Origin of the sequence: Agromyces seonyuensis (assembly GCF_009789225.1) — a bacterium.
GTDB classification, from domain to species: domain Bacteria; phylum Actinomycetota; class Actinomycetes; order Actinomycetales; family Microbacteriaceae; genus Agromyces; species Agromyces seonyuensis.
The window spans coordinates 1-25869 of record NZ_WSTA01000056.1; the positions used below are offsets into that span (position 1 = coordinate 1).

At 73.1% G+C, this 25869-nt stretch carries 21 protein-coding genes and 2 tRNA genes; 6 read left to right on the forward strand and 17 right to left on the reverse strand.

Going from position 1 to position 25869, the window contains the following annotated elements; translation table 11 throughout:
• Both GB864_RS12350 and GB864_RS12355 read right to left on the reverse strand, forming a co-directional pair.
• On the reverse strand, positions 1 to 1717 hold a 1717-nt coding region (locus GB864_RS12350; protein ID WP_160425487.1), incomplete at its 3' end, for an AAA family ATPase.
• Positions 1714 to 2871: an exonuclease SbcCD subunit D gene (locus GB864_RS12355; protein WP_160425489.1), complete on the reverse strand. Its 1158-nt coding sequence runs from the start codon at positions 2869 to 2871 to the stop codon at positions 1714 to 1716. The genes GB864_RS12355 and GB864_RS12350, both read right to left, overlap by 4 nt.
• Positions 2872 to 3094: 223 nt before the next feature.
• Between GB864_RS12355 and GB864_RS12360 the strand changes: the two genes are divergently transcribed.
• On the forward strand, positions 3095 to 4105 hold the full coding sequence (locus GB864_RS12360; RefSeq protein WP_160425491.1) for an ADP-ribosylglycohydrolase family protein: 1011 nt from the start codon (positions 3095 to 3097) through the stop codon (positions 4103 to 4105).
• A 121-nt stretch (positions 4106 to 4226) separates the two neighbouring features.
• Here GB864_RS12360 and GB864_RS12365 read toward each other — a convergent pair whose 3' ends face one another.
• The 3 genes from GB864_RS12365 to GB864_RS12375 all read right to left on the reverse strand — a co-directional run bounded on the left by GB864_RS12365 (position 4227) and on the right by GB864_RS12375 (position 7212).
• Positions 4227 to 4403 carry a hypothetical protein gene (locus GB864_RS12365; RefSeq protein ID WP_160425493.1) on the reverse strand — a complete coding sequence of 59 codons (177 nt, stop codon included), beginning with the start codon at positions 4401 to 4403 and terminating at the stop codon, positions 4227 to 4229.
• 259 nt (positions 4404 to 4662) lie between these two features.
• Positions 4663 to 6153, reverse strand: a complete 1491-nt coding sequence (locus GB864_RS12370) for a coiled-coil domain-containing protein (RefSeq protein ID WP_160425495.1) — start codon at positions 6151 to 6153, stop codon at positions 4663 to 4665.
• 9 nt (positions 6154 to 6162) lie between these two features.
• Positions 6163 to 7212 carry an acetylxylan esterase gene (locus tag GB864_RS12375; protein WP_160425498.1) on the reverse strand — a complete coding sequence of 350 codons (1050 nt, stop codon included), beginning with the start codon at positions 7210 to 7212 and terminating at the stop codon, positions 6163 to 6165.
• 200 nt (positions 7213 to 7412) lie between these two features.
• Here GB864_RS12375 and GB864_RS12380 point away from each other — a divergent pair, with 200 nt between their 5' ends.
• Positions 7413 to 8213 (forward strand): DeoR family transcriptional regulator, encoded by an 801-nt coding sequence (locus GB864_RS12380; protein WP_160425500.1) that lies wholly within the window; start codon positions 7413 to 7415, stop codon positions 8211 to 8213.
• A gap of 82 nt (positions 8214 to 8295) precedes the next feature.
• On the opposite strand, the gene GB864_RS12385 is transcribed toward GB864_RS12380, so the two are convergent.
• The 5 genes from GB864_RS12385 to GB864_RS12405 form a co-directional block, all read right to left on the reverse strand.
• Positions 8296 to 9198: a LacI family DNA-binding transcriptional regulator gene (locus GB864_RS12385; protein WP_336603982.1), complete on the reverse strand. Its 903-nt coding sequence runs from the start codon at positions 9196 to 9198 to the stop codon at positions 8296 to 8298.
• 68 nt (positions 9199 to 9266) lie between these two features.
• The gene (locus GB864_RS12390) at positions 9267 to 11564 is read right to left on the reverse strand and encodes an FAD-dependent oxidoreductase (RefSeq protein ID WP_160425504.1); all 2298 of its coding nucleotides are present in this window, start codon (positions 11562 to 11564) and stop codon (positions 9267 to 9269) included.
• Positions 11565 to 11653: 89 nt separating this feature from the next.
• Positions 11654 to 12979 (reverse strand): extracellular solute-binding protein, encoded by a 1326-nt coding sequence (locus GB864_RS12395; RefSeq protein WP_202107200.1) that lies wholly within the window; start codon positions 12977 to 12979, stop codon positions 11654 to 11656.
• 79 nt (positions 12980 to 13058) lie between these two features.
• A complete protein-coding gene (locus GB864_RS12400) occupies positions 13059 to 14009 on the reverse strand; it encodes a carbohydrate ABC transporter permease (RefSeq protein ID WP_160425506.1) in 951 nt (316 codons plus the stop codon).
• Positions 14006 to 14929 (reverse strand): carbohydrate ABC transporter permease, encoded by a 924-nt coding sequence (locus tag GB864_RS12405; RefSeq protein WP_202107201.1) that lies wholly within the window; start codon positions 14927 to 14929, stop codon positions 14006 to 14008. Before GB864_RS12405 ends, GB864_RS12400 begins: the two co-directional genes overlap by 4 nt.
• Positions 14930 to 15152: 223 nt before the next feature.
• On the opposite strand from GB864_RS12405, the gene panD reads away from it, so the two are divergent.
• Positions 15153 to 15578, forward strand: coding sequence for an aspartate 1-decarboxylase (panD, locus tag GB864_RS12410; RefSeq protein WP_160425510.1), 426 nt, complete (start codon positions 15153 to 15155; stop codon positions 15576 to 15578).
• A 216-nt stretch (positions 15579 to 15794) separates the two neighbouring features.
• Here panD and ppk2 read toward each other — a convergent pair whose 3' ends face one another.
• From ppk2 to GB864_RS12435, 5 genes are all read right to left on the reverse strand, one after another.
• A complete protein-coding gene (gene ppk2 / locus GB864_RS12415) occupies positions 15795 to 16589 on the reverse strand; it encodes a polyphosphate kinase 2 (RefSeq protein ID WP_160425527.1) in 795 nt (264 codons plus the stop codon).
• Positions 16590 to 16642: 53 nt separating this feature from the next.
• On the reverse strand, positions 16643 to 18409 hold the full coding sequence (locus GB864_RS12420; protein WP_160425512.1) for a collagen-binding domain-containing protein: 1767 nt from the start codon (positions 18407 to 18409) through the stop codon (positions 16643 to 16645).
• A 215-nt stretch (positions 18410 to 18624) separates the two neighbouring features.
• On the reverse strand, positions 18625 to 19698 hold the full coding sequence (locus GB864_RS12425; protein ID WP_160425514.1) for a hypothetical protein: 1074 nt from the start codon (positions 19696 to 19698) through the stop codon (positions 18625 to 18627).
• 35 nt (positions 19699 to 19733) lie between these two features.
• On the reverse strand, positions 19734 to 20162 hold the full coding sequence (locus GB864_RS12430) for a VOC family protein (RefSeq protein ID WP_160425516.1): 429 nt from the start codon (positions 20160 to 20162) through the stop codon (positions 19734 to 19736).
• 153 nt (positions 20163 to 20315) lie between these two features.
• Positions 20316 to 22049: a glycoside hydrolase family 13 protein gene (locus tag GB864_RS12435; protein WP_160425518.1), complete on the reverse strand. Its 1734-nt coding sequence runs from the start codon at positions 22047 to 22049 to the stop codon at positions 20316 to 20318.
• Between the two features lie 106 nt (positions 22050 to 22155).
• On the opposite strand from GB864_RS12435, the gene GB864_RS12440 reads away from it, so the two are divergent.
• From GB864_RS12440 to GB864_RS12450, 3 genes are all read left to right on the forward strand, one after another.
• The gene (locus tag GB864_RS12440; protein WP_160425520.1) at positions 22156 to 23412 is read left to right on the forward strand and encodes a DUF418 domain-containing protein; all 1257 of its coding nucleotides are present in this window, start codon (positions 22156 to 22158) and stop codon (positions 23410 to 23412) included.
• A gap of 50 nt (positions 23413 to 23462) precedes the next feature.
• Positions 23463 to 23534: transfer RNA gene (locus GB864_RS12445), tRNA-Thr, on the forward strand.
• Positions 23535 to 23567: 33 nt separating this feature from the next.
• Positions 23568 to 23641: transfer RNA gene (locus GB864_RS12450), tRNA-Met, on the forward strand.
• Positions 23642 to 23850: 209 nt separating this feature from the next.
• On the opposite strand, the gene GB864_RS12455 is transcribed toward GB864_RS12450, so the two are convergent.
• Together GB864_RS12455 and GB864_RS12460 are read right to left on the reverse strand one after the other, a co-directional pair.
• Complete coding sequence (locus GB864_RS12455) at positions 23851 to 24948, reverse strand: substrate-binding domain-containing protein (protein WP_160425522.1); 1098 nt, start codon at positions 24946 to 24948, stop codon at positions 23851 to 23853.
• On the reverse strand, positions 24945 to 25869 hold a 925-nt coding region (locus GB864_RS12460), incomplete at its 5' end, for a heparinase II/III domain-containing protein (protein WP_202107202.1). The genes GB864_RS12455 and GB864_RS12460, both read right to left, overlap by 4 nt.

A 25869-nucleotide genomic window follows, 5' to 3' on the forward strand; every position in this document is an offset into this window, starting at 1 on the left:
CGACGTCCGTGCGCAGCACGCCCACCCGCTCGCTCGCCGCGCGGGCCGCGGCCTCCGCGCGGTCGAGCCCGCCCTGGGCGGCGTCGAGGTCGTCGGCGGTGACCGGTTCCTCGGTGTGCGCCGCCGGGCGGGGGTGCTCGGTCGCACCGCACACCGCGCAGGCGTCGCCGTCGCGGAGTTCGACCGCGAGTTCGGCGGCGTACCCGCGCAGGCGACGGTCGCGGAGGTCGTCGAGTGCGGCGGAGGCCGCGGTGCGCTCGCGACCCCGCTGGAGCTCGGCTGCCTCGGCTGCGTCGAGTTCGGCCTGCAGCGTGCCGGCAGCGGCGGCCGCGGCACGCGCCGTGCGTGCGCGGGTGAGTTCGGTCTCGGCGCCGGCGCCGCCGGCGGCGAGGCCGGTCTGGCGGGCGAGCTCCGCCGCAGCCGCGTCGATGAGCGACGGCAGTTCGCGGTGACGCGCGTCGACGGACCCGATTGCGGTCTCGGCGTCGACGACCAGCAGCCGGGCGGTCTCGACAGCCGCACCGGACTGCCCCAGCACGGCCTCCGCTTCCGCCCCGGCACGCAGCGCCCCGAGCTGTTCGAAGCGCTCGGCGGCGACCTCGGCCAGTCGTTCGGCGCCGGCCTCGGCGAGCCCGAACGCCGCGGCCGCGTTCGCCGCGGCTCCGGCGGTCTCCCGCGCATCGTCGAACGCGAGCGTCGCTGCGGCGGCCGCAGCGACGAACGGCTGCACGGCGGCCGCTCGCCCGGCACGAGCGAGTTCGTCGCGCGCCGCATCGATCGCCTCGACCTCGGCCTCGAGCACAGCCAGGCGCGCGGCGGCGGCGTCCCGACGCTGCTGCTCGCGCCGCGTCGCGGTCGCGACATCGTGCCGCTTCGACGACTCGGCGAATCGGGCTTCGGCGTCGCGCGCCTCGACCGCCGCCCCGTCGAGTTCGGCCTGACGGGCGACCAGTCCGGACTCGATCCACGACCCGTCACCGATCGCGCGAGGGTGCACCGGAGCTGCCTCGCCCGTCGTCGCGCCGACGCCGTCGTCGCCCGACACCTGATCGCCGAGGGCCAGCGCCGCCTGCGCCTCGATCTCGCCGAGGGCGACCCGCGACCGCTCGACGTCCGCCCCGAGCGCCTTGAGCCGAACGGCGAGCGCCTGTTCGTACTCCTCGAAGCGCTTCGTGCCGAAGAGCGAGCGGAGCACCTTGCCCCGATTCTCGCTGTTCGCGAGCAGGAACTCCTGGAAGCGGTTCTGCGCGAGCAGGATGACCTGCAGGAACTGCTCTTTCGTGAGGCCGACGATGGTGCCGATCGACAGTCCGACATCGCGGGCGCCCTCGGCGAGCCCCTCCCACGTCTCGTCGCGTCGGATCGCGAGTCGAGCGCTCGCCGGGGCGGTGGTCATGCCGTCGCCGCGCTTCTTCGGGCGCTGGAACTCGGGCGTGCGCTCGACGCGGTAGCGCTCGTCGCCGGCGGTGAACTCGAGCACGACGCGGGTCTCGTCGTCGGGTCCGCAGTGGTCGCTGCGCAGTCGCGCCTCGGTGCCGTCGTAGCGCGGGGCGCTGCCGTAGAGCGCGAAGCAGATGGCGTCGAGGATGCTCGACTTGCCGGCGCCGGTCTTGCCGCCGATGAGGAAGATGCCCTCGCCGGCATATTCGTCGAAGTCGACGATCTGGGTGTGCTTGTACGGACCGAATCCGGCGATGGCGACGCGTTCGATCTTCACGCGGACACCTCCTCGGCGGCGAGGTCGGCGATGACCGCGGCGATGAGTTCGGACTCGGCCGCCGAGGGCCCGTCGCCGTTGCGGACGTGCGACAGGAACGCGCCGATGACCTCGTCGTCGGACTTCGCCTTCACCCGCTCGGCATAGCTCGCGCCGACCGTCTCGGCGACTTCGGCCGGCTGATAGTCGAGGTTCGCGCAGAACGGGAAGCGCGTCTGCAGCTTCCGCATCGCGTCGATCGGGCGGGTGTTGTCGGTGAGCACCGCGTGCACCCAGTCGAGCGTGCGCTCGTCGAGGGCCGGGTCGGCGAGCAGCTCGGCGAGGGTGCCGGTGAGCACGCTGAGCCGGCGCGGCACGGGCAGCTCGAGCCAGTCGACGCTCGCGAGCCCCGAGGCATCCAGCTCGACGAGCCACGCGCCGCGCGGCTTGCCGGCTTCGGAGAAGGAGTAATGCAGGGGCGCGCCCGAGTACCGGATGCCCTCGGCGAGCGTCGAGCGCCCGTGGATGTGGCCGAGCGCCGTGTAGTCGATGCCGTCGAACGCGCTGGTCGGCACGACGTCGAGCGTGCCGACGCGGATCTCCCGTTCGACGTCGTCGCCGCTCGGCGCGACGCCGGCCGCGAAGCAGTGCGCGATGACGACGGAGCGCGCGGGGTGGACGGCGAGGTCGTCGCGGATGCGGTCGAGCGCGAATCCGATGACCTGCTCCTGGGTCTTCAGCGTCGCTTCGGGCCAGCGGTGCTGCACGAGCGAGGGTGCGAGGTAGGGGATGCCGTAGAGCCGCACGGGCCCGTGCTCGTCGTCGATGACCACGGGGCGGTCGAGCGCACCCGCGTCGGTGATGACATGGATGCCCGCTGCGGCGGCGAACTCGGATTGGAAGCCGAGCCGCGCGGGCGAGTCGTGGTTGCCGCTCGTGACGACGACGAGGGCGCCTGCGGCGCGCAGTTCGCCGAGCGTGCGGGAGAAGAGCTTGAGCGCATCGCCCGACGGGGTCGCGGTGTCGAACACGTCGCCCGCGATGACGACGACGTCGACCGAGTTCGCTCGCGTGGCCTCGACGATCGCGCCGAGCACCTGCTCGAGGTGCGCGAGCGTCGAGTGCCCGTGGAAGGTGCGCCCGATGTGCCAATCGGAGGTGTGCAGGATGCGCATTCGGGTTCGCTCCTCGGGTCGTGCGGTTGGTCGTGCGGCGGCGACCGGGTCATTCCAGCCGGATGCGGTGCGAAGCGCGTCATCCTGGCCGGCGAACCGACCCTAACGGCGACCGGGGACAGGCCCGGGCGCCCCCCGCAGTGGTGGCATGGCGTTCTCACAGGTTCGTCGGCGACGCCGGGTAGCCTGGCTGCCCCTGCATCCGAACTCGTGAAGGACCCCGATGACGCTCCTCACCAGCATCCGACTCGATCGCTGCAGCGGCGCCGTGCTCGGCTCCGCGGCCGGCGACGCGCTCGGCGCGCCGTACGAGTTCCAGCCGTCGGTGCCGGATGCGATGCCGATCACGCTGCACGCCGGCGGGCCGTGGGAGCTCGGCGAGTGGACGGACGACACGAGCATGGCCGTGCCGATCCTGCGCGCGCTCGCGCGCGGCGAGCGCGTCGAGGATGCGGCGGTGCTCGGCGGCATCGTCGCGGAGTGGCGGGGCTGGGCTGTGGATGCGAAGGACGTCGGCATCCAGACGCGGCAGGTGCTCGCGCGCACCGACCCGGATGCCTCGGGGGTGCGGCTCGCGGGTTCCGCGTACGCGGCCGCGTCGACGGTGCATCGCATCGCGGGGCGCTCGGCGGGCAACGGCTCGCTCATGCGCACGGGCCCGCTCGCGCTCGGCTATCTGGACGATGCGGATGCTCCGGCGCTCGCCACTGCCGCCCGGTCGGTGAGCGAGCTCACCCACTACGAGTGGGATGCCGGCGACGCCTGCGTGATCTGGTCGCTCGCGATCCGTCACGCGGTGCTCACGGGCGAGTTCGACGTGCGCGGCCCGGTCGGCGCACTGCCGACCGACCGCCGCGCGCTCTGGCACGAGCGCCTGGATGCCGCGGAGGCGTCCGGTCACCCCCGCGACATCCCGGGCGACAACGGCTGGGTGGTCGCGGCGCTGCAGGCGGCGTGGTGCGCGATCGTGCACGCCCAGGGCTTCGAGGACGCCGTCGAACGCGCGGTGCGTGCCGGCGACGACACCGACACGGTCGCGGCGATCGCGGGCGCGCTCGCGGGAGCGCGCTGGGGCGCGGCCTCGGTACCGTTCGGGTGGCGCCGCCACCTGCACGGCTGGCCGGGCCTGGATGCGTCGGAGCTCCAGTCGCTCGCCGAGCAGGCCGCGCTCGGCGAGGACGCGGTCGTCGCCCCGGTCGCGCCCGTGGAAGTACTGCCCGGCGACGCCGCCTGACCCGGCCGGGCGTGCGCGCGGGCGAACTGCGAACCGGATCGCGGAGGAGTTCTCCGTTTCGGCGGTGTTCGCGATCCGCGACATCCCGTCAGCGATCCGCAACATCCCGATCAGCGACTTCCTACTGCGGCGCCGCGGAGCGTGGTGAACAGCCGACGTCGTCGGGGTACTCGTCGCACGTGCCCAGGGCGAGCCGAGTGCTGATCTCGACGACGCGCGCCGTACATCCAGTCATCGCCGCGACGAGCGCGAGCGCCGCCGGCAGGGCGGCGGCGCTCGCGGTTCGGGCCGTCGGCACGCGCATGACCGTAGCGAAGCGAGGGGCCTCTGCGCCGGTGTTTTCCACAGCGTCCGGACGCACTCGCAACGTGCTCGTCACCTGCCGGTCGGGTTGGGCCGATGAGCATCCTGTCTCATGCCCCGTGAACACCGTTCAGAGCTCAGTGGCTCGTCGCTTCCAGTAGCGCGACGTTCGATGCCGACGCGCGCCGCGGGTGCGGCCCGGGCGCTCGACGCGTCACCGCGAACCGACCCGCCCGCCGCGCATCGCGCGGCCGTCAGTCGAAGAAGTCCCCGAAGTCGCCCAGGTCGCCGAGGCCGTCGAGCATGCCGCCGATCGCGAGGCCGCCGAGCACGCCGCCGAGCACGCCCATGCCGTCCCCTCCGCGGCCGCGGGGCCGCGAATACGGGCCCTGGCCGCTGCCGCCGGGGTAGCCGGGGCCCGGGTAGGGCTGCCGGCCGCCGTACTGCTGCCCGCCGTACTGCTGACCGCCCGGGTAGCCGTAGCCCCCGTACCCGGACTGCGCGGCCTGGTGGGCCAGGAGTGCCGCTTCGTTCGCGAGGGCGGCCGCGCGGCGGGCGCGGCCGAGGGCCCGCTCGGGGTCGGTCTCAGTGGTGAGGTCGGCGAGTTCGTGCTCGGCCGCCGCGAGGCGGGTGCGGGCGTCCGGCCCTGCCGATGTGCGTGCCAGCACGTCGCGGGCCGCCGTGATCTGCAGCTCCGCGTCGTCGATCGCCGTCACGAGCTGCGTGCGCAGGCGCGTCTGGCGTTCGGCGCGGTCGGCCCGTTCGGCGACGGCGTCATCGAGCGCGGTGTTGGTCTGACGCACCGAGGTGAGGGCGCCGATGGGGTCCGTGCGGTCCGCCGACACGGGCACCGCGGCAAGGGATGCCTCTAGCGCGGCGATCGCGTCATCCAGCCGGCCCTGACGCTCGGCAGCCGGGATGGCGCGCGCGACGGCGAGCTCCGCGTGGGACTCGGCGATCATCGCCGCGAGGGTCGACTCCGCGCGCAGCGCCTCGACCTCGAAGCTCTCGACGTTGGCCAGGAGCGCAGACGCGCGGTGCACACTCTCGTCGCCGGCGCGCACGGCGGCCTCCGCCTCGTCCTCGCGTCCTGCGGCGAGACGGCTGCGCGCGACCTCCGCGCTGCGCCCCGCGAAGTCGAGCAGCCGGGCCGCCTGGGCGGGGTTGCCGGCGACTGGCGCGAGTGCCGCATCCGTGTAGCGCTCGGCGAGCCGCTGAAGCGTCTCGCTCGGACCCGCGAGCGAGGAGCGGACCAAGGCCACGGATCCCACGAGCCGTTCGATCGCCGCCGGCGTCGCCCGCGCGGCCGCGCGCCGCGCCGCGAACGCGGAGACCTGCTCGCCGAGCGAGGCATCCGCCGACTCGCACAGCGCGATGATGCGCTGGTTCCAGTCGCGGCGCTGCTCGTCGGTGTCGGGGATGTGGTCGGCGAGCAGCTGATTGAGCTGGAACGCCTCCGCGAGCCGCTGCCGCGCACGGCCGATGGCCGCCGTGAACTCGCCGATGGCGGTCTCCCCGAACTCCGCGGCGGCGAAGCCCAGTTCGTCGGCCGCGAGCCGGATCTTCTCGTCCGTGCGCACGAGCGCCGACCCGGCGGTCTGCTCCAGCTGCGCGAGTTCGGCCTGCGCCTGCGAGGCGAGCACAGCGGTCTGCTTGGACGCCCGCGACCGCAGCACCCCGATCAGCACGCCCACCCCCGCGACGACGATGCCGACGGAGACGAGGATCGGGATGACGAGCTCCATGCAGGCATCCTACGGAGCGGAACGGCGAGGACGCCGCGCGGCGGCGATCGAGAGCTCGAAGTGGGCCCGCCCCGCCGCCGCCGCGGCGGCGCGCGCCTGCTCGATGCCCGGATGCTCCGCGTGGCCGGCGTCGAGCACGTGCAGCTCGAGGGCGGCGCCGGTGCCGAGCGAGGCGGCGGACGCGACGCCGTTCGCGACGGCGAACTGGCCGGGCGGGGGGACGACGGCGTCCCAGCGCGCGGCCTCGATGCGGACGGGGACGCTCGAGCAGGCCGCGGCCGTGGAGGCGTCGAACCAGCGGAGCACCTCGCGGGCCTCGGGGTGCGCGGCGACGTGGCGGCGCACGTACTCGCCGCTGCCCTCGCAGTGCACCGCGAGGCGCTCCGTCCAGCCGCCGAAGCTCGGCACGATGAACGTCGCGCCGACGAGGCGCTCGTCCCAGGGCAGGGCGAGCATGCCGATGCCGCCGCCGAAGCTCTCGCCGATCGAGTAGAGGGGCACGTCGCCGACGAGGCGCTCGAGCACGGTCGCCGCCGTCCAGAGTTCGGCCGCGCAGCGGCCCAGGATGCAGGTCTCCGGGTCGGCGATGCCGTGCAGCACGTGCGCCTCGCGCTCCTCCGGGGCGCCGACGTCGACGTTCAGGGCGCCCAGCCCCCGCGCGAGCGGGAAGATCGCCGCGACGTCGTCGGGCACGCGGGTGAAGTCGGGCTCGGTGCGGCCGCCGTAGCCGTGGCCGTGCACGATGCCCGCGCGGGCGGGTCCGGAGACGGGCAGGGCGATCCAGCCGCGCAGGCGCACCCCGTCGGCGCACGTGTAGGCGACCTCGGAGACGTGGTGGACGCCCATGCGGCCGAGCGGCCGCAGTTCGGCGGCGGGGTCGACGCGTCGGGCATCCGCGTACCAGCCGCGCCAGCGGTCGGCGAAGCCGTCGGGCGCCGGTTCGGGGGCGACGGCGAGCAGGTCGTGGAGCGTGAAGCCGTAGGTCGCGTCGAAGGAGGCCTCCGGGAACCAGTCGGCGTAGGGCGCTGGGAAGGCGGGAGCGGAGGTGCGGGTCGTCATCGGGAACTCCTCGGGGCGAGCAGGACTGCGGGCGGGAAGGCCGGCGCCAGGGCACGCGGCATGGCACGCGGCCGGCCGCGCGGGACGGCGAACGGCGGGGCCGACGGATCGGCGTGCGGGCACGGCACCGCGCGCCACGCGAGCGCGGGCCGGGAAGACCCGGCATGGCAGGATGGCGGGCGGGAGCGGAAGGAGTGCCGGTGCTCGTCGCAGAACGCAGAGCGCGCATCATCGCCGAAGTGCGCCGGCGCGGTGCGGCGACCGTCGAGGCCCTCGCGGCCGAACTCGACGTGAGCCCCATGACGATCCGCCGCGACCTCGACGTGCTCGCGGCCGACGGCGCCCTCGAGAAGGTGCGCGGCGGCGCGACGCTGCCGGGACTGGCGCGGCCGGATGAGCGCCCGGCACCGGCAGCCACGACCCGGATGCTCGCCGAGAAGCGCGCGATCGCCCGCCGCGCGGTCTCCCTCGTCGAACCCGGCATGGCCATCGGGCTCACGGGCGGGTCGACCACGCGCGCGCTCGCGCAGGCGCTGCGCGGCATCCCCGACCTCACGATCGTGACGAACTCGCTGCCCGTCGCCGAACTCTTCGCCGCCCCGCATCGCGCCGACGAGCCCTACCTGCAGACGGTCGTGCTCACGGGCGGCGTGCGCACCCCCGCCGACGCCCTCGTCGGCCCCGTCGCGGTGAGCGCCCTCGAGCGGCTGCACTGCGACCTCGTGTTCCTCAGCGCCTACGGCGTCGACCTCTCTGCCGGGCTCACGACGACGAACCTCCTCGAGGCCGAGACCGACCGCGCGTTCGTCGCCGCGGGCCGGGAGAGCGTCGTGCTCGCCGATCACGGCAAGTGGGGCGTCGTCGGCCTGACGACCGTCATCGAACTGCACCAGGTCGACCGGCTCATCACGGACGACGGCCTCGGCGGGGCCGACCGGGCCGCGCTCGCCGAGCAGGTCGGCGAGCTCGTCGTCGTGCCGGGCGACGACCCGACGGCCTGACGCGGGCATCCGGCTGCGCGCAGGCAGCCCAGGGCGCGGCCCCGAGCGCAGCCGCACGCGCCGCAGCCCCGTCACGGCCGCCTCAGCGCGCGCTGCGCGCCGTGCTCTCGCGTACGACGAGGCGCGCGGGGGCGATCACGTGGCGGACGGGCATGTCGGCGCCGGGCGGCGCGGCGATCTGCCGCTCGAGCTCGACGAGGGCGGCCTCGACGATCGCCTCGTTGTCGGGGGCGACGGTCGTGAGCGGCGGGGTCGTGAATCGGGCGCCGCGCACATCGTCGACGCCGACGACCGCGACGTCCTCGGGGATGCGGAGGCCTCCCGTGTGCAGCGCGGCGAGCACGCCGATCGCGACCGAGTCGTTCGAGCAGACGACGCCGTCGAAGCCGATGCCCGCTGCGAGCAGCCCTTCGGCCGCTCGCCGTCCCTCCTCGGGCGTGAAGGCGACGAGCTGGGCGACGAGCGCGGGTTCGGCGGCGAGGCCGAGCTCGGCGACCGCCTCCCGGTAGCCGGCGTACCGGCGGTCGGCGGCATCCGAGGGGCTCGCGTCGCGGGCTCCGACGAAGGCGACCCGGCGGCATCCGGCCTCGGCGAGGTGCACGGTCGCGGTGCGCATCGCATCCCGGTTGTCGATCGCGACGTGCGTGAACGGGCTCACCTGGATGTGCTCGCCGAGCAGCACGAGCGGCCCCGGTGAGGTGCGCCGGGTGAGGTCGCCGACGGTGAGCGAGCGCGGGATGTGGATGAGCCCGTCCGTCGGCGGCAGCCCGACGCCGTTGGCGATGTCGACCTCGCGGTCGTGGTCGCCCTCGGTCTGCTGGATGAGGATCGAGAGCCCGCGGGCGTCCGCGCGGCGCACGAGCAGCGCGGTGAGCTCGGCGAAGTAGGGCTCTTCGAGGTTCGGCACGGCGAGGGCGACGAGGCCCGTGCGCTCGCGGCGGAGCACGGGGGCGATGCGAGACGGCGTCGGTGCTGGGTCGGCCACGGGACTCCTGCGGGCGGTCCGGTCGGTGCGGCGCTCCGCACCCGAGATCACCGTAGTGCGTGCGCGGGTCATGCCTGCACCCGGAACGCGATGACGCGCGCCTCGCGGGCGCCGTTCGTCGCGCCGATCACGAGCCGGGCGGCGCTGATCGCCCCGAGCCCGACCGGCAGGGGGTGGATGCGGTGGCGCATGCGATTGCCCGCCACGTCGGCGATGGTCGTCCAGGTGGCCTCGCCCGTTCCGCCGGTCGTGCCGGTCGAGGATGCCCCCGCGGGCAGCACCTCGACGCGGTAGTCGCGCACGAGCTGCGGGATGACCTCGTCGGGCGAGCGGTGGTGGTGCAGCGTGTTGAGCTCCAGGTCGACGTCGTCGTCGAAGACGAGCCGCACTTCGCGGGCGTCGACGGGGGCGTCCCAGTCGAGGCGCAGCCATTCGTCGCGACCGGCGGCCATGGGCGCCGACGCCCACTCGTTCGGGCCGGCGAACGGCCGGTTGTAGCCGCTCGTCGCGCGCTCGGGGGCGAGGGCCGCGCTCGCCGGGGCGGCGCGGAACGCGAGGGCGCGGCCGCGCAGCGGCTTGGTCGGCCACTGCACGAGCAGCTCGTCCTGGCTGATCTGCACGTTGCGGTCGTCGTTGTCGGCACGGCGCACGAGGGTCAGCACCCCGGGCGGCAGCGGCGCGGTCGTGCGCACCGACAGGTCGGGGTTCGCGCGCAGTACGACGATGCCGTGCTGCGGGGCGCCGGGGGCGAAGGGCACGTCGGCGCGCACCCAGCGGGCGGGGCCGGCCGCGACCTCGAGCGTCGTGGCGTGCTCGAGCACGGCGGGCACGACGTTCTGCGGCTTGCCAGTCGAGTAGACCTCGACGACGAGGGTCGTGTCGACGCTCGCCTCGACGAGGACATCGATCGTCTCGAGCCGCGGATGCACCGGCAGCACGATCCCGAGGTCGTCGGCGAGGGGGTGGGGGCGGAGCTCGGCATCCTCGTCGGTGCCGGCTGCGATCTCCGTGAGCGAGCTCGACGCGCTCACGCGCGCGGAACGCGCCAGATCGTGCGGGTCGTCGTTGGCGACGCCGAGCACGGAGGCGTCCCAGCGCAGCAGGGTCTGGCGCAGGTCCTCGCGATGGTCGGCGTGCAGCTGCCGGGGCGTGACGCCGTGGTCGAGGCAGAGCACCGCGGCCGTACCGGCGGCCTCGCCCATCGTCGCGCACGTCGCCATGACGCGGGCGGCGCCGAAGGCGATGTGCGTCGCCGACACATCGCGCCCGGCGACGAGCAGGTTCTCGACGTTCGCCGAGTACAGCGAGCGGAACGGGATCTCGAAGAGCCCCTCGCTGAAGCGCTGCAGGGCGCCGGCGCCCTCCGCGTACATGCCCTGCGCCGGGTGGAGGTCGATCGACCAGCCGCCGAACGCGACCCCGTCGTCGAACGCCGTCTGCCCGATGACGTCGCCCTGGTGCAGCGTGTAGTCGCCGATGAAGCGGCGGTACTCGCGCTTGCCGGGGAGGTTGCCGATCCACTCGAGCGAGAGGGTGTCGGCATCGAACTCGCCGGAGTTCTTGATGTAGTCCCAGATGCCGAGGATGACGCCGCGCAGCTCGTCGCGGATGCGCTCGTTGTCGTCGACGATGTCGAGCTCGCCGCCCCACTCCACCCACCAGTAGTGCGCGCCGCTGTCGCCCGAGCGGATGACGCGCGAGCGCGGGATCGGGGTCTTCGAGATATCGATCGCGCTCTCGGGGGCGACGTACTTGACGGGCTTGCCGTGGTCCTTCGTATAGAAGAGGAGCGTCGAGCCGAGGAACTCGCGCACCGGCTCTTCGGGGGCCCACTCCTCGCCGAACTCGGCGCGCCCCTCCTTGCCGAGGCGGTAGCGGGCGCCGGCGAGGTGGCCGACGAGCCCGTCGCCCGTGCAATCGAGGAAGATCGGCGCCTGGAACACGGTGCGCAGTTCGCTGCCCATCGTCCAGCCGGTGACGGAGCGGATGCGACGGGCATCCTCGGGCCCCTCGGCCTCGACGGCCGACACGTCGGTGTTGAGGAAGAGCGTCAGGTTCGGCTCGCGCCGCACCGTGTCGAGCACGACGTCATCCCAGTAGACCGGGTTGCCCTCGGGATTGCGGAACTGGTTCTCGACGTAGAGCTCGCCCGGGATGCCCGTCTCGCGCGCCCAGCGCTGGTTGCCGTGGGCGGTCGCCCCGCACACCCACACCCGCACCTCGGAAGACGAGTTGCCGCCGAGCACCGGCCGGTTGTTGATGAGCACGACCTGCTTGCCCTGCCGTGCGGCGGCGACGGCCGCGCTCACGCCGGCGAGTCCGCCGCCGACCACGACGATGTCGGCTTCGAGGGTCTGTGTGCGCATGTGGAGCTGGGGTCCTTCCGGGGTGGTGCGGGGGTGCGGGGCGAGGGGCGGAGCGCAGCGGCGGTCGGCCGCGGCGCTCCGCCGGACGCTCAGCCGATGAGCTTCTGGGCGGCTTCGCCGGCGGACTTCATGGCGTCCTCGGGCGACTTCTGGCCGATGAGCACGGCCTGCACGGCCTCGGCGATGGTCGTCTCGATCTGCGCGTACTGCGGGTACACCCAGAACGGGTTCGACGTCGCGGTCTTCGTGATGCGCTCGGCGAAGGTCGAGCCGAAGACGTCGCTCGCGACGACGTCGGAGGAGAGGGCCTCCTCGGTCACGGGCGGCAGGCCCCGCAGTTCGTAGTCGGCGAGCACCGTGTCGAGGTCGCTCGTCGCCCACTGGCCGAAGTCCGCGGCCGTCTCGGCGCCGGCGCCGCTGACGACGGCGATCGCGCCGCCCCAGACGAGGGCGCGCGGGGTGTCGCCGGCCTTGAGCGTCGGGCGGGAGACCGGCACGAGCTTCGAGGCCAGGTCGGGGTCGGGCGACTCCTTCGTGACCGCGCCGCGACCGACGGGGGCGTCGTCGTAGAGGGCTGCACGGCCCTGGGCGAAGAGCGAGCGGGCGTCGAAGCGGTCGACGTCGGCGGCGATGAGCCCCTGGTCGTAGAGGCCCTTGTACCAGGCGACCGCCTCGACCGAGGCGTCGTCGCCGATCGTGACCGTGCCGTTCTTCACGAGCGGGCTGCCGAAGGTCTGCATCCAGATGAGGATGTCCTTGAGCTGCGCGGCCTTCGTCGACGCGGCGTACGGGATGAGGCCGCCGCCGAGGCCCTTGAGCTTCACGAGCGCGGCCTCGAAGTCGTCGATCGTCGTCGGGAAGTCCTCGGCGTCGACGCCGGCCTTGCCGAGGATCTCCGAGTTGGTGACGAGACCGATCGCGCCGATGGTCCACGGGAACGCGTACTGCGTGCCCTCGAACTGGGCCGCCTTGAGCGAGGACTCGGTGTAGCCGCGGTCGGCCGTGAGCGCCGAGACGTCCTGCAGCTTTCCGAGGGCGGCGAGCGAGCCGAGCCAGGCGACGTCGACGTGGGCGGCGCCCGTGAACTGGCCGCCGCGCACCTGGAGCATGAGCTGGTTGAAGTACTCGTTGTAGGGGAACGAGACCTCCTCGATCGTCACGTCCTCCTTGCCGGAGTAGCCCGAGAGCAGCGACTTGATCGCGGGCGCCGCGGCCTCCTCGGTGAGCGACCAGCTCGAGAACTTGAAGTCGGTCGGCGCGAACGAGCCGGTGCCGGCCGTCGCGGCGGGGCCGCCTGCGGCGCCGGTGCCCGTGGGGGCGCACGCGGCGAGCGTCGCGGTCGCGGCGCCGATGCCGAAGATCGCGAGCGCCTGACGGCGGGAGATCGGGGACTGGAACAGGGTGCGGTCGGACATGGATCCTCTCCTTCGAGGGTCGGTCGTGCGGATGCGGACAGTGTTCGGTGGTGCGGGGTGCTGCGGGTGCTGCGTCGGCTCAGCCCTTGACCGCGCCGGCGGTGAGCCCGCCGACGAGGAAGCGCTGGAGCGAGATGAAGGCGATCGCGACCGGGAGCGACACGACGAGTGACGCCGCCATGAGCTCCGGCCACGCGGTCGAGGCCTCGCCGATGTAGGTGTTCACGAGCCCGGGCGGCAGGGTCTGCTTGTCGGGACCGGCGAGGGTGAGGGCGAAGATGAAGTCGTTCCAGCCGCGCACGAAGGCGAAGAGGCCGGCGGCGACGAGACCGGGCGCCGAGAGCGGCAGCACGATCGAGTGGATGATCCGCAGCCGCGACGCCCCGTCGACGCGGGCCGCCTCGATGAGCTCGTCGGGGATGGTGTCGAAGAAGCCCTTCAGCATCCAGACGCAGAGCGGGAGCGTGAACGTCGTGAACGAGAGCACGAGCGCCGTGTACGTGTTGAGCAGGCCGTAGGCCGCGAACACCGAGTACAGGGTGACGAGCAGCAGCGCCTGCGGGAACATCTGCGACGAGAGCACGAAGTACATGAGGGCCCGGCGCCCCGTGTAGCGGAACTTCGAGAACGCGTAGCCCATGTACGCCGAGACGAGCACCGAGAGCACGGCCGTGATGACCGAGACGATGATGCTGTTGCGCAGGTAGTTGAAGAGCGTCGGGTTCGTGAAGAGCGACTCGTACGCCTCCCACGACACCGTCGAGGGGAAGAACTGCGGCGGATAGGCGAAGACCTCGGTGCGCGGGGTCAGCGACGTCGCAAGCAGCCAGTAGACCGGCAGCAGGGCGAATCCGCCGCAGACGATCACCGCGGCCCACGCAGCGAAGCGCACGCCGGGGCGTTCCGAGCGGAGCGCGTTCGGCTTGCTGGGCCTGCGGGTGCGCCGCGAGGCATCCTGGACGCCCGTGCCGGCGGTGTCGGCGACCGGTGCGATCGGGGCTGCGGTCGGGAGGTCGGTCTCGAGCGTCATCGCTCTTCACCCTTCTCGGAGAATCGGACGTAGACGACGACGAGCGCCATGAGCAGCACCATCCAGAGCAGGCCGATCGCGCCGGCGTGGCCGAGGTCGAAGCCGTGGAACGCCGTCTCGTAGACCGCGGTCGCGAAGGTCTGGGTCGAACCGGCGGGGCCGCCGCCGGTGAGGACGTAGATGATGTCGAAGTGCTGGAAGTTCCAGATGAACTCGAGCAGCAGCACGAGGCCGATGATGCCCTTGAGCTGCGGGACGGTGATCGAGAAGAAGCGGCGGATCGTGCCGGCTCCGTCGATCTCGGCGGCTTCGTGGAGCTCGCGCGGCACGGTCTGCAGGCCGGCGAGCAGCATCACCATCATCCAGGGGAAGGACTGCCAGGTCTTGGCGAGGATGACCGCGCCCATCGCGGTCGCGGGCTGCGCGAGCCAGGCCTGCGGCTGGTCGATGAGGCCGATGCCCTCGAGCAGCGCGTTCATGACGCCGTAGTTGGCGTTGAAGATCCACATCCAGAGGAACGACACGACGACGCCGGGCACGAGCCAGGGGATGAGCATGAGTCCGCGCAGCACCTTCGCGCCGCGGATGCGGGTGTTGAGCGCGAGCGCGAGCGCGAAGCCGATGACGAACGGGAAGAGCGTCGTGCCGATCGTGAACACGAGGGTCTGCCAGAGCAGGCGGGAGAACTCGCCGGTGAGCACGTCGATGATGTTCTGGAAGCCGACGAACTCGCGACCCGGCAGCACGAGGCTCTGCTTGAAGAACGCCGTCACGAGCGCGGTGATGAGCGGGTACACGACGACCGCGAGCAGCAGCGCGAGGCCCGGCAGCACGAGCAGGAAGGCGAAGACGCCGTCCGAGAGGCGCTTGGGTTTGTTCGATGTTGTGCTGAGTTGTGAACTCGGTGCCGTCGTGGTCATTCCAGGGATCCTCGCCGTTGAGGGTGATGCGACCGGGTCCGGCCCCATACCGCGTGGGAATCGTCGGGTGACAGACTGCCCCGCGAGCGGGGGTCGGGTCAAACCGGTTCGGTAACGGCACGGTAACGCTGTGTGCGCACGTGAGTGGAAGTGTTTGCGAATGCTCGATCACGCGAGTCGCGCTCTCGGCGATCGGGCAGCCGCGATGGGGGAGAATCGACGGATGCCCAGCTTCCGCCGCACCATGCTGAAGTCCAAGATCCACCGTGCCGCGGTCACCCACGCGGACCTGCACTACGTCGGCTCCATCACCGTCGACGCCGACCTGCTCGACGCCGCCGACCTGCTCCCCGGAGAGCTCGTCACCGTCGTGAACATCAACACCGGCGCGCGCTTCGAGACCTACACGATCGAGGGCGAGCGCGGCTCGGGCGTCATCGGCGTCAACGGCGCGGCCGCCCGCCTGGTCGCCGTCGGCGACCTCGTCATCCTCATCTCCTGGGCGTCGATCGATTCGGAGGAGGCGCGGGAACTCGTGCCGGCGATCGTGCACGTGGATGCCGCCAACCGCATCATCTCGCTCGGCGGCGACCCCGCCGAGGCGCTCGTGCCCGGCCTCGAGACGCCCCCGCTCGCTGTCCGCGCCTGATCGGCACCCGGGTCGACCGGCCGAGATCTCCGGCACCCGCGCGCGTGCTCGTCATCCACCGGGGCCCGTGCGGAGCGTCGGAGCGGCGGGAGTCGCCGCGTACGCCACGGGGTAGGGACGCGACGTCCGCGGCGCCCCGCAGAGGGACCGCGGAGCAGGCTATCGGAACGTCGATGCCGTCGGTGACATCCGTCGTGGATCGACCCGGTGGACGAGTCAGCGCGCCGCGTCGATGAGCTGCTGCGCGTGGTCGGGGACCTCGCGGCGCAGGTCGTGCGGGGGCCGTTCGTAGGAGCCGGTCGCCGGGCGCGGCGGGATGACGAGGGGCTCGGGCTCGACGTGCTCGAAGGGGATGTGCGAGAGCAGATCGTGGATCATGTTGATGCGCGAGCGCCGCTTGTCGTCGCTTTCGACCTCGCGCCACGGCGCCTCGGGGATGTCGGTGCGGGCGAACATCGCGTCCTTCGCGCGTGAGTAGTCCTCCCACTTCGTGATCGACAGCACGTCGTTGGGGCTGAGCTTCCAGCGGCGCATCGGGTCGTTCAGGCGCGAGCGGAAGCGCTCCTCCTGCACCTCCTCCGACACCGAGAACCAGTACTTCAGGAGGATGATGCCGTCCTCCACGAGCATCCGCTCGAAGACCGGCACCTGACGCATGAACCGTTCGTACTGCTCGTCGGTGCAGTAGCCCATGACCCGCTCGACCCCGGCGCGGTTGTACCAGGAACGGTCCATGAGCACGATCTCGCCCGCGGCCGGCAGGTGCGGCACGTAGCGCTGGAAGTACCAGCGGGTCTTGTCGCGCTCGCTCGGCGTCGGCAGTGCGACGATGCGCGTGACACGGGGGTTCAGGTACTCGGAGACCCGCTTGATGGTCGAACCCTTGCCCGCGGCGTCCCGGCCTTCGAAGATGACGACGACTCGGGCGCCCGAGCGCTGCACCCACGCCTGCATGTCGACGAGCTGCGCCTGGAGGCGCTCGAGTTCGCGTTCGTACAGCTTCTTCGGCATCCGCTCCATGGGCAGAGCCTATTGGCCCTGCCCACGGAACGCTCGGCCCGGAATCAGCGGCGTGCGCGGCTGCGATGCGCGGCCGTCAGGAGCCCGAGGCCGGCGAGGACCGCGGCGATCGCGGCGAGGATCGGGCCGCCGACGTTCGCGCCGGTCGACGCGAGATCGCCCTCCGATTCCGTCGCGCCGGGCGTGCTCGGCGTCTCGGCGCCGGGGGCGACGGGTGCGCCGGTCTCGGGAACCGACGGGTCGGGCGTCGGCCCGGGATCGGGGGTCGGCCCGGGATCGGGGGTCGGCTCGGGGTCGGGCGTCGGCGACGGGTCGGGCGTCGGCGACGGGTCGGGGAAGGGCACCGGGTCGGGAGTCGGTTCGTAGGTGTTGGTGACGACCACCTCGGCACGGGCGCCCGCGGCGATGACGATCTGCTCGGGCGAGATCGACGAACCCGTCCACGAGGCGCCCTCGACCTCGGGGACCGCCGTCTCCTCGAACGTGACGGTCGCGCCGGCCGGCAGCCCGTCGATCGTCACCGCGGTGCCCGCCGCGTCGAGCGTCAGGCTCTGCGGGTCGCCGTCGTCGACGCGGTACTCGACGGTGTAGCGGGTCGTCGCCGGCACCAGGCCCTCCGGCCCGTCGATCGCCTTGGCGATCGTGAAGCCGCCGGTCGCCGGCGGCACGGGGGTGATCGGGATCTCCGGCGCGAACGCGTAGTGGTGCAGTTCGCCCGAGTCCCGGGTCGTCGCGAGCGTGCGGGCCAGCACCTGGCCGTCGAGCGGGCCGAACGTCGCGGTCAGATCGACCTCCGGCGCGTAGACCGAGCCGTCGATCCGGGTCGCGCCCATCGACGAGGCGAGCGAGACTGCACCGCTGAGGGCCGACAGGTCCCACATGATGTACTCGGGGTACGCGCCCTCGTCGCCGAAGGCGTAGCCGACGACATCCGTGGTGCCGGCGGGTACTCGCACGATGAGCGGGGTGTCGAGGCTCGGCACGGCCCCCGAGAAGACGATCTGCGAGGCGGGTGCGCCGCCCCAGCCCACCTGGAGGTCGGCGGCGTCGACGACGTTCGGCACCCCGGCGACGAGTTCGAGCACGGCCTTGCCGCCGTCCTCGCCCACGCTCACGTGGTGCGCGAGCCCGGTCGTGGGATCCGCGAGGGCGGCGAGCTCCGCCGCGATCTCGGCGTACGGCTCGCCCTGCTCCACGTAACTCGCGACGGAGTCCTGCTGCGCCTGGAACGTGGCTGCGCCGGCTCCACCCTCCCACAGTTGGTTCTTGCCGTCGATCGAGGGGCCCTCGGCTTCGCCGCCGGGCGTGCGGTACTGCGTATAGCCGCTGCGATCGCCGAACTCGAAGGGGGCCGCCACATGGACGATCTTCGCGTCGCCGACCGGCTCCCCGCTGCCGCCGCTGCCGGACACCTCGAGGATGCCGCTCATGGTCGAGTACGAGCCGATGAGCGCGCGCGCGGCGTCGCCGTCGATCACGGGGACGTCGTAGACGGGGTTGCCCGTGCGGTACTGCTGGAGCGCGTGACGGCGCCCGGGCGCGGCCGCGGTGAGCTCGCCGCCGACGGCGATCGAGCCCTCCGTCTCGGAGTGCTGGAGGTCCGCGTCGCCGCGGGCGTACGCGGTGAACCCGCCGGCGTTCGCGAACGGGGCGATCGCGGTGGTCCCCGCTGCGGGATCCGCCGAGGTCTCAACGGCCGTCGCCGGTGCGGCGATGCCGAACGCGAGCACCGCGGCGCCGAGCGCGCCGACTGCCCGAACCGCTCGGGTGCGCTTCGTTCGGCGGGGCCGGCGGTCGGTGTGGCGCTGCATGGTGTTCGGCTTTCAGGTGTGCGATCTGGCACGCCGAGCAGCGCCGCGGTCGAACCTCGGCCCCCGCGTTCCCGGGAGCTGGGCTCGCACCGGTGCGGCTCGGCGGAAGGCCGACGGGTTCCGAGCCCGCTTCGGGCTGCGGTCGACCTTGTTGAACAATCTACGCGGCGAACCTGCGCGCCGACCGTGCATCGGCGCCTCGCCGACGCGGCGGTTCAGGCGTTGACCGCGGTGCCGCCCCCGAGCTCCGTGTGCACGTCGGCGACGTGCTCGCCCCGCGCGTCGAACAGCCCGACCGCGACGAAGGTCAGTCGACCCAGGTCGACCAGTTCATCGGCGAGGCGCAGCAGCGGCTCCGCGTCTGCGACGAGCGTGCGGATCGCACCGGGATCGCCGTCCCACTCCGCGGACTCGGCGGCCTCCCGCCGCAGCACCTCGACCCAGTTGCGCTCGACGCCGAAGAGCACGGCGTACGGGAGCAGTCGCACGTGCAGCCGGAAGCGCGTCACCGGTTCGTCGAGTGCTCCGCCCGGCCAGCCCGACGGCGACCCCTCGGGCATCCACTGCGTGCGCAGCAGCGCCGTGCGCGCGTCGTCGCTCGCGAGGAGATACCGCTGGAGCGCGGCCAGGTGCGCCCGGTGCGGCTGCGCGGACGGCAGGTGCCAGCGGTCGCGACCGGGCGGCGTGATCGCGATCGAGGCGGTCGCGCCGCCGATGGCGAGCGCCGCGAGCGACGCGGCGGAGACGTCGTGGGTCAAGAGCGCCGCGAGCAGCGCGGCGCTCGATCCGAGCAGCGCGACGATGGCGGCGACGCGGAGGAAGTCCCGCCAGGGCAACCACCCCGCGAGCGTGCCGCCGCGCATGAGCTCCTCGACCTCGTCGCGCACGACCCGGTCGATGCGCCGCGACAACCGCCGCTCCTCCCCGGAGCCGCGGCGGATGACGCCGCGCGGCATCGCGGGACCGAACCGGGCGACGAGCACATCGAGTTCGCGCTCGTCGAAGGCCGCACCCTCGACGGCGCCGACGGCGACCTCGGGCCGACCCGGGGGCCGGTCGAGGAGCAGGAGCCCCACGGAACCGCGCACCGCGAGTTCGACGAGCACGGCGGCGGTGGCCCGGTCGTCGCGGCCGGCGAGCACCGCGTTGCCGAGGATCGTCGATCCGCGGTACGGCACGCACGCGAGGGTGCTGCCGGACGGCAAATGCGTCTGCCGGTGCCGTGCCACGATGCCCGCGGCGAGCAGCACGAGACCCGCGAGGGCGAGCAGCGCGGCGACGGCGGACACGGGCGCCAGTCTAGGCACGACCGCCGACGCGGTCGCTAGTGCCGGCGGTAGACCTCGCCCGAGTCGTGGATGGAGACCTCCCACGGCACCTCGAACTTGTCGACGAGCATCCCGAACGAATCGCCCCACGGCGCGACATCGAGCGTGCGGGTCACCGTCGCGCCGTGGGAGAGGCGCGTCCAGCAGGAACGCAGCTCAAGCGGGTCGGTGCCCGAGAACCAGATCGAGACGGCGCCGCGCTTGGCGGTCTCGGCCCACGGCTCGTCGACGGCGACGAGCCGCGAACCCCACGGGGTGTCGAGCTTGCCGTACATGATGAGGTCGGCGTCGGGATGCCCCGCCTCGCGAGCGCCCAGGTCGGCGTAGGTCTCGAGCCGCAGGTCGCCGCCGAACACCGACCGGTAGAACTCCAACGCCTCGCGTGCTTCGCGTCGGAACCTGAGCAGCGGAGAGATGTGGGTCACGGCGACCTCCTCGTTCGTACCGGTGACTCCATCCAACCGCGTCCGGGCCCGGTTGCGGGGGACTTCGAGGATTCCTCCAGGTCGTGTCCGGGCGGCCGCGCCGGGTTCGTGCGTGCCGTCGCAGCGGGATGCGCGGCGGCACGCACGCTCGGCTCAGGCCGTGTGCAACCAGACCGTGCTGTCGCCCGGCAGGCGCGGCGCGGAGGCATCCGGGGAGGCGTCGGCGATCGCGTCGGCGGCGCCCTGCTCGCTCGCCAGCAGCACGAGGGCGCCGGCGTAGCGATCAGGCAGTTCGACGGCATCGGGGCCCGTGTTCGCGAGCACCGTGACATCCCCGTTGGTGAAGGCGACGACCTCCGCCGGCAGATCGGGCAGCCAGACGAGCGAGCCCGTACCGAGCCCGTGCGTGCGCCGGCTCGCGAGCGCATGGCGGTAGAGGGAGAGCGTCGAGTGCGGGTCGGCGTCCTCGACGTCGCGCGAGAACTCCGCGAAGGAGGCCGGCTGCGGCAGCCAGCTCGCCGGCCCCGGCCCGAAGCCGAAGGACGCGCGGTCGTGCTCCCAAGGGATCGGGACGCGGCAGCCGTCGCGGCCGTAGCGCTCCCCGTCCGTGCGGAACCACGTCGGGTCCTGACGGGCGTCGTCGGGGAGGTCGATGACCTCGGGCAGCCCGAGCTCCTCGCCCTGGTAGACGTAGGCCGAGCCGGGCAGGGCGAGCATGAGCGCCGACGCCGCGCGGGCCCGACGGAGGCCCAGGACGGGGTCGGGGAGCCCCTTCGACTTCGGGCCGATGCCGTGCCCCTGCGGGTTCTCGGCCGTCAGCGCGAGCCGCGAGGCGTGCCGCACGACGTCGTGGTTGGAGAGCACCCACGTCGCCGGAGCGCCGACCTCGGCGAAGGCGGCGATCGAACGGTCGATCACGCGCCGCAGCGGCTTCGCCGACCACGGGGTCTCGAGGTAGGCGAAGTTGAAGGCCTGGTGCATCTCGTCGGAGCGCACCCAGTTCGCGAGCCGCTCCGGCGGGTCGATCCAGGCTTCGGCGCACAGCACCCGATCGCCGTCGTACTCGGCGAGCAACCGGTTCCAGTCGCGGTAGATCTCGTGCACGCCGTCCTGCCCCCAGAACGGCGCCCCGGTCGCGGCCGTCTCGGCCTCATCGCTGATCTCGGGCTCGAGGTCGGCGCCGCCGCCCGCGCCGCCCATCGAACCGGCGTCGGTCGGGGGCGTCCAGTCGGGCAGGCCGTCGGCCTTCGCGAGGCCGTGGGCGACGTCGACGCGGAAGCCGTCGACGCCGCGGTCGAGCCAGAAGCGGAGGATGCCGAGGAACTCGTCGCGGACCGCGGGGCTCGTCCAGTCGAAGTCGGGCTGGCTCGAGTCGAACAGGTGCAGGTACCACTGGCCGGGCGTGCCGTCGGCCTCCTGAATGCGGGTCCACGCGGGACCGCCGAACACGCTCTCCCAGTTGTTCGGCGGTTCGTCGCCGCCGGGGCCCGTGCCGTCCCGGAACAGGTAGCGCGCGCGCTCCGGCGAACCGGGCGGGCTCAGGAGCGCCTCCTGGAACCAGGCGTGCCGGTCGCTCGAGTGGTTGGGCACGAGGTCGACGATGACGCGGATGCCTCGCGCGTGCGCGCCCTCGAGCATCCGGTCGAAGTCGTCGAGCGTGCCGAAGATCGGATCGACGTCGCGGTAGTCGGCGACGTCGTAGCCGGCATCCTTCTGCGGGCTCGTCATGAACGGCGAGAGCCAGATCGCGTCGATACCGAGGTGCGCGAGTGCGTCGAGGCGGCTCGTGACGCCCGGCAGATCGCCGATCCCGTCACCGCTCGCGTCCGCGAACGACCGCGGATAGATCTGATAAATGACCGCCGACCGCCACCATTCCCCACCCATGGTGCCAACATACTGCGCGCGTGTTTCGCGGCAAGGTCGGGGACGTGTCCGGGATCGCGGCGGATCGCCCTCGCGCCGGTACCGCCGGGCACGGCATGATGCACTCATGCCCGAGGACGCACCCGAGTCGCCCCGGCCCGCCGACGGCACGGCGAAGCCGCAGCGCGCCGTGCCCGCCGACGCCCGCATCGTCGGCATCGACGTCGCGCGCGGCCTCGCGCTGCTCGGCATGTTCATCGCGCACGCCGCGCCCGCGCTCCCGGCCGGTTCGAACTCGCTCCTCGAGTTCTTCCTGCTGCTGCCCGACGAGCGGGCCCGCCTGCTCTTCGCCGTGACCGCCGGGCTCGGGCTCGGGCTGCTGACGGGCGGCATCCGCCCGCCGGCGCGAGGCGCACTGGATGCCCGGGGGTCGTCGCGGCGCGGCGTCCTGCGCCGGCAGGTGTCGATCCGAGCGATCTACCTCATCGTGCTCGGCTTCCTGCTGACTGCGACGGGCGTCCTCGTCTACGTCATCCTCGACGAGTACGGGGTCGCCTTCCTCATCCTGCTGCCGGCGCTCTTCCTCGGCGCTTGGGTGCAGATCGGGCTCGGCGCCGTGCTGCTCGTCGTGCTGCCCGGCCTCCTCGCCGCGCTCGCCGTGCAGCCCGCGGTCCTCATGGCCGCGTCCCCGCCAGCCGGCGCCGGGTTCGGCCAGCACCTCCTCGCGCTCGTGACCGATTGGTTCGTCACCGGCGCCTACCCGGTGGGCATCTGGGTCGCCGTCATGCTCCTCGGCATGGGCCTCGTGCGGCTCGGACTGCACCGACCCGTCGTCGTGCTCGGCGCGTTCGGGATCGGCGCGGCCGTGATGGTCGGCAGCATCGGCAGCGCCATGGGGTTCGGCGCGACGGGCATCCGTGCGCCCCTGCCCTCGGGCGACCCCCTCACGCTCGCCGTCGGCACGTCGTTCTTCACCGTCGGCAACGTCGGCTTCGCGATCGCCCTCACGATGGGGATCATCGCGCTCACCTCGCTCGCCGCGCCCGCCGTCGCACGCGTGACGACGTGGCTCACCTCGCCCATCGCCGCCGCCGGCTCGATGCCCCTCAGCGTCTACTCCGCGCACGTGCTCGTGCTCGTCTGGACGACGGCGCCCGGGCCGAACGGCGTGCCGACGGATGACTCGTGGGCGACGGTCATCGGGCTCATCGTCGGCACGCTCGTCGTGTCGTGGCTGTGGCGGCGCTTCATCGGCCGCGGGCCGCTCGAATGGCTCGCCGGCGTCCTCAGCGGACGCATCCGTCTGGGCGCTGATCGAGCGGATTCGGACCCCGATCAGGGCGGCTCGCGCGGCGAGGATGCGGGCCCGGCCCCGATTCGGTAGTCGGCCCGCGACATGTTATTCTCGTCTGGTTGCCCCGCGAGGGGCGGCTCGCCCCGATAGCTCAGTGGTAGAGCACTTCCATGGTAAGGAAGGGGTCGTCAGTTCAATCCTGACTCGGGGCTCTGTTCCGTCCGGCTCGCCGGAACGGCGCACGCGGCGGGGTAGCTCAGGTGGTTAGAGCACACGGCTCATAATCGTGGTGTCGCGGGTTCGAGTCCCGCCCTCGCTACCGCAGAAGCCCGGAATCCTTTGGATTCCGGGCTTTTCTTGTTCCCGGGGTGGGGCGGGAGCTGCGTGGCGCCGCGGCTGGTCGAGGAGCGGCGGAGCCGCGTGTCGAGACCGACGCACCGGGTCTCGATACGGCGCTGCGCGCCTACTCGACCGGCGAAGGGGCGCCGACTCGACCGGCGAGGGGACGCTCGCTCGACCGGCGGAGGGTCAGGCGTCGCGGGGTGGGGCCGTCGAGCCGCGCACGTTGAGGGTCGGGCTCAGGATCACGCGGTGGGCCGGGCGGCTCGGGTCCTCGAGGCGGCGCACGATGAGGTCGACCGCGGCCGCGCCGACGGCGCCGCGCGGCGGGCCGACCGCGGTGAGCGCCGGCGTGAAGAGTTCGGCGACCTCGTCGTCGTAGGCGACGACCGACAGGTCGCCGGGCACCGAGATGCCGCGGTTGAGCGCGAGGTCGACGAATGCCATGGCCTCCGGGTCGGAGTGCACGACGAGCGCCGTGACGTCGTGGGCGAGCGCCGTGTCGAGGGTGCTGTCGACGACGGCCGAGAACTCGGGGCTCGAGCGCGGCGGCAGGATCGACTCGAAGTGGTCGGTCGGCGTGAGGCCGAGCTCGGCGCACGCCGCCTGCCAGCCCGCCGCGATCTTGCGCGACGTGGGGGAGTCGCGGGAGATGATGAGGCCCACGCGGCGGTGGCCGAGGGCGGCGAGGTGCCGCGCGGCGAGCACGGCGCCGAGCGCGTGGTCGGTCGTGACGGACTCCATCGGAGTGCCCTCGGGCAGCACGAGCGCATCCCGCTCGACGAGCACCGCGGGCATCCCCGTGCCGGCGAGCCAGCGCACGACGTCCTGCGCGTGCGCCGTGTCGGTGTTCGGGGCGACGATGAGGCCGCGCGCGTTGCCGGTCTCGACGAGGCGCTCGAGCACGGGGCGCTCGTCCTGCAGCTCGTACGACGCCCCGCGCAGCACGATGTCCATGCCGCGACGCGTGGCCTCGGCCTCGGCGCCGCGCACGACGCCGGGCCAGTAGTAGTTGAGCGAGGGCACGAGCATCGCGATCGAGCCGGTCGAGACGGCGGCCGCGGCGGGCGACTCGTCCTCCAGGCCCGCGGCCGGCACGGCGCCGCCGTGCACGCGCTGCAGCAGCCCCTCGCGCTCGAGCTGGTCGAGGTCGCGGCGCAGCGTGACGGGGGCGACGCCGAGGTCGTCGATGAGCTGCGAGATGCGCACGATGCCGTCGCGGGAGAGCGCGGCGAGCACGTGGGCACGGCGTTCCGCGGCGAGCGGCGCCTGGGTCTGGTCGGTCATCGATCTCCCTCTCCGGCCGATTGTGCCAGTTCGAGCGTCACGGAGACGTCCGCGCGTCCGGCGACGTCGAGGACGAGTCGGGTCAGCGCCTCGCCCCACACGTCGCCCAGCATCGGATCGTCGAGTTCGCGCCGCTCGAGGCGGGCGAGGATGCCGCGGGGCCAGGAGATCCGCAGGGGCGGCGCATCCTCGAGCCCGGCGACGAGGACGGCGTCGCCGTCGAGACGGACGTCGCCCGCGAGCAGCAGTCGGAGCTCGGCGGGGCCGTCATCCGTTCGCCGGTCGCTGATGACGACGCGACGGGCGTCGCGGTCGAGCGTCGCGGAGCGGCGCCACGAGCCGGCGGCGCCGGCCGGGTAGGCCCCGGCGAGCTCGGCCGCGAAGGCGGATGCCTCCTCGGCGAGGTCGACGGAGACCTCGGCGGCGGCGAAGGCCGCGCCGTGGGGCTGCTCGGCCCCGCCGATCACGGGCACGTTGTGCCAGCCGCTCTGCATGGTCCAGATGTCGTAGCGGTCCGGCCCGAACGTCTGCTTGGTGTACGTGGGGCGGCCGGCGTCGACCACGACGGGCACGCCGTCGACGGCGACGACGAACGAGCCGACGTCGTTGTGGTTGTGATGCTCGCCGTTGTGCCCGCCCTTCACGGCGAGGGTCAATCCGTCGGACGTGCCGGCATGCTCACGGGCGAGCAGCACCTCGGTCGAGGGCAGCCAGACGTCGCGCGGCAGCGGCGAGGCGGCCCGTGCGGCCCCGATCCACTCGGCGTCGGTGACGCCGCGCAGCAGGCGTCCGAGGCCCTCGGCCTCGTCGGCGGCGGGGGAGCCGGGGAGGCGGTGGGCCGCCGCGTGGGCGGCGGCCTCCGCATCGCCGACCCAGCGCGCCGCGCGGCGGGATCGGAAGGACACACGTCTGAGCTCCAGT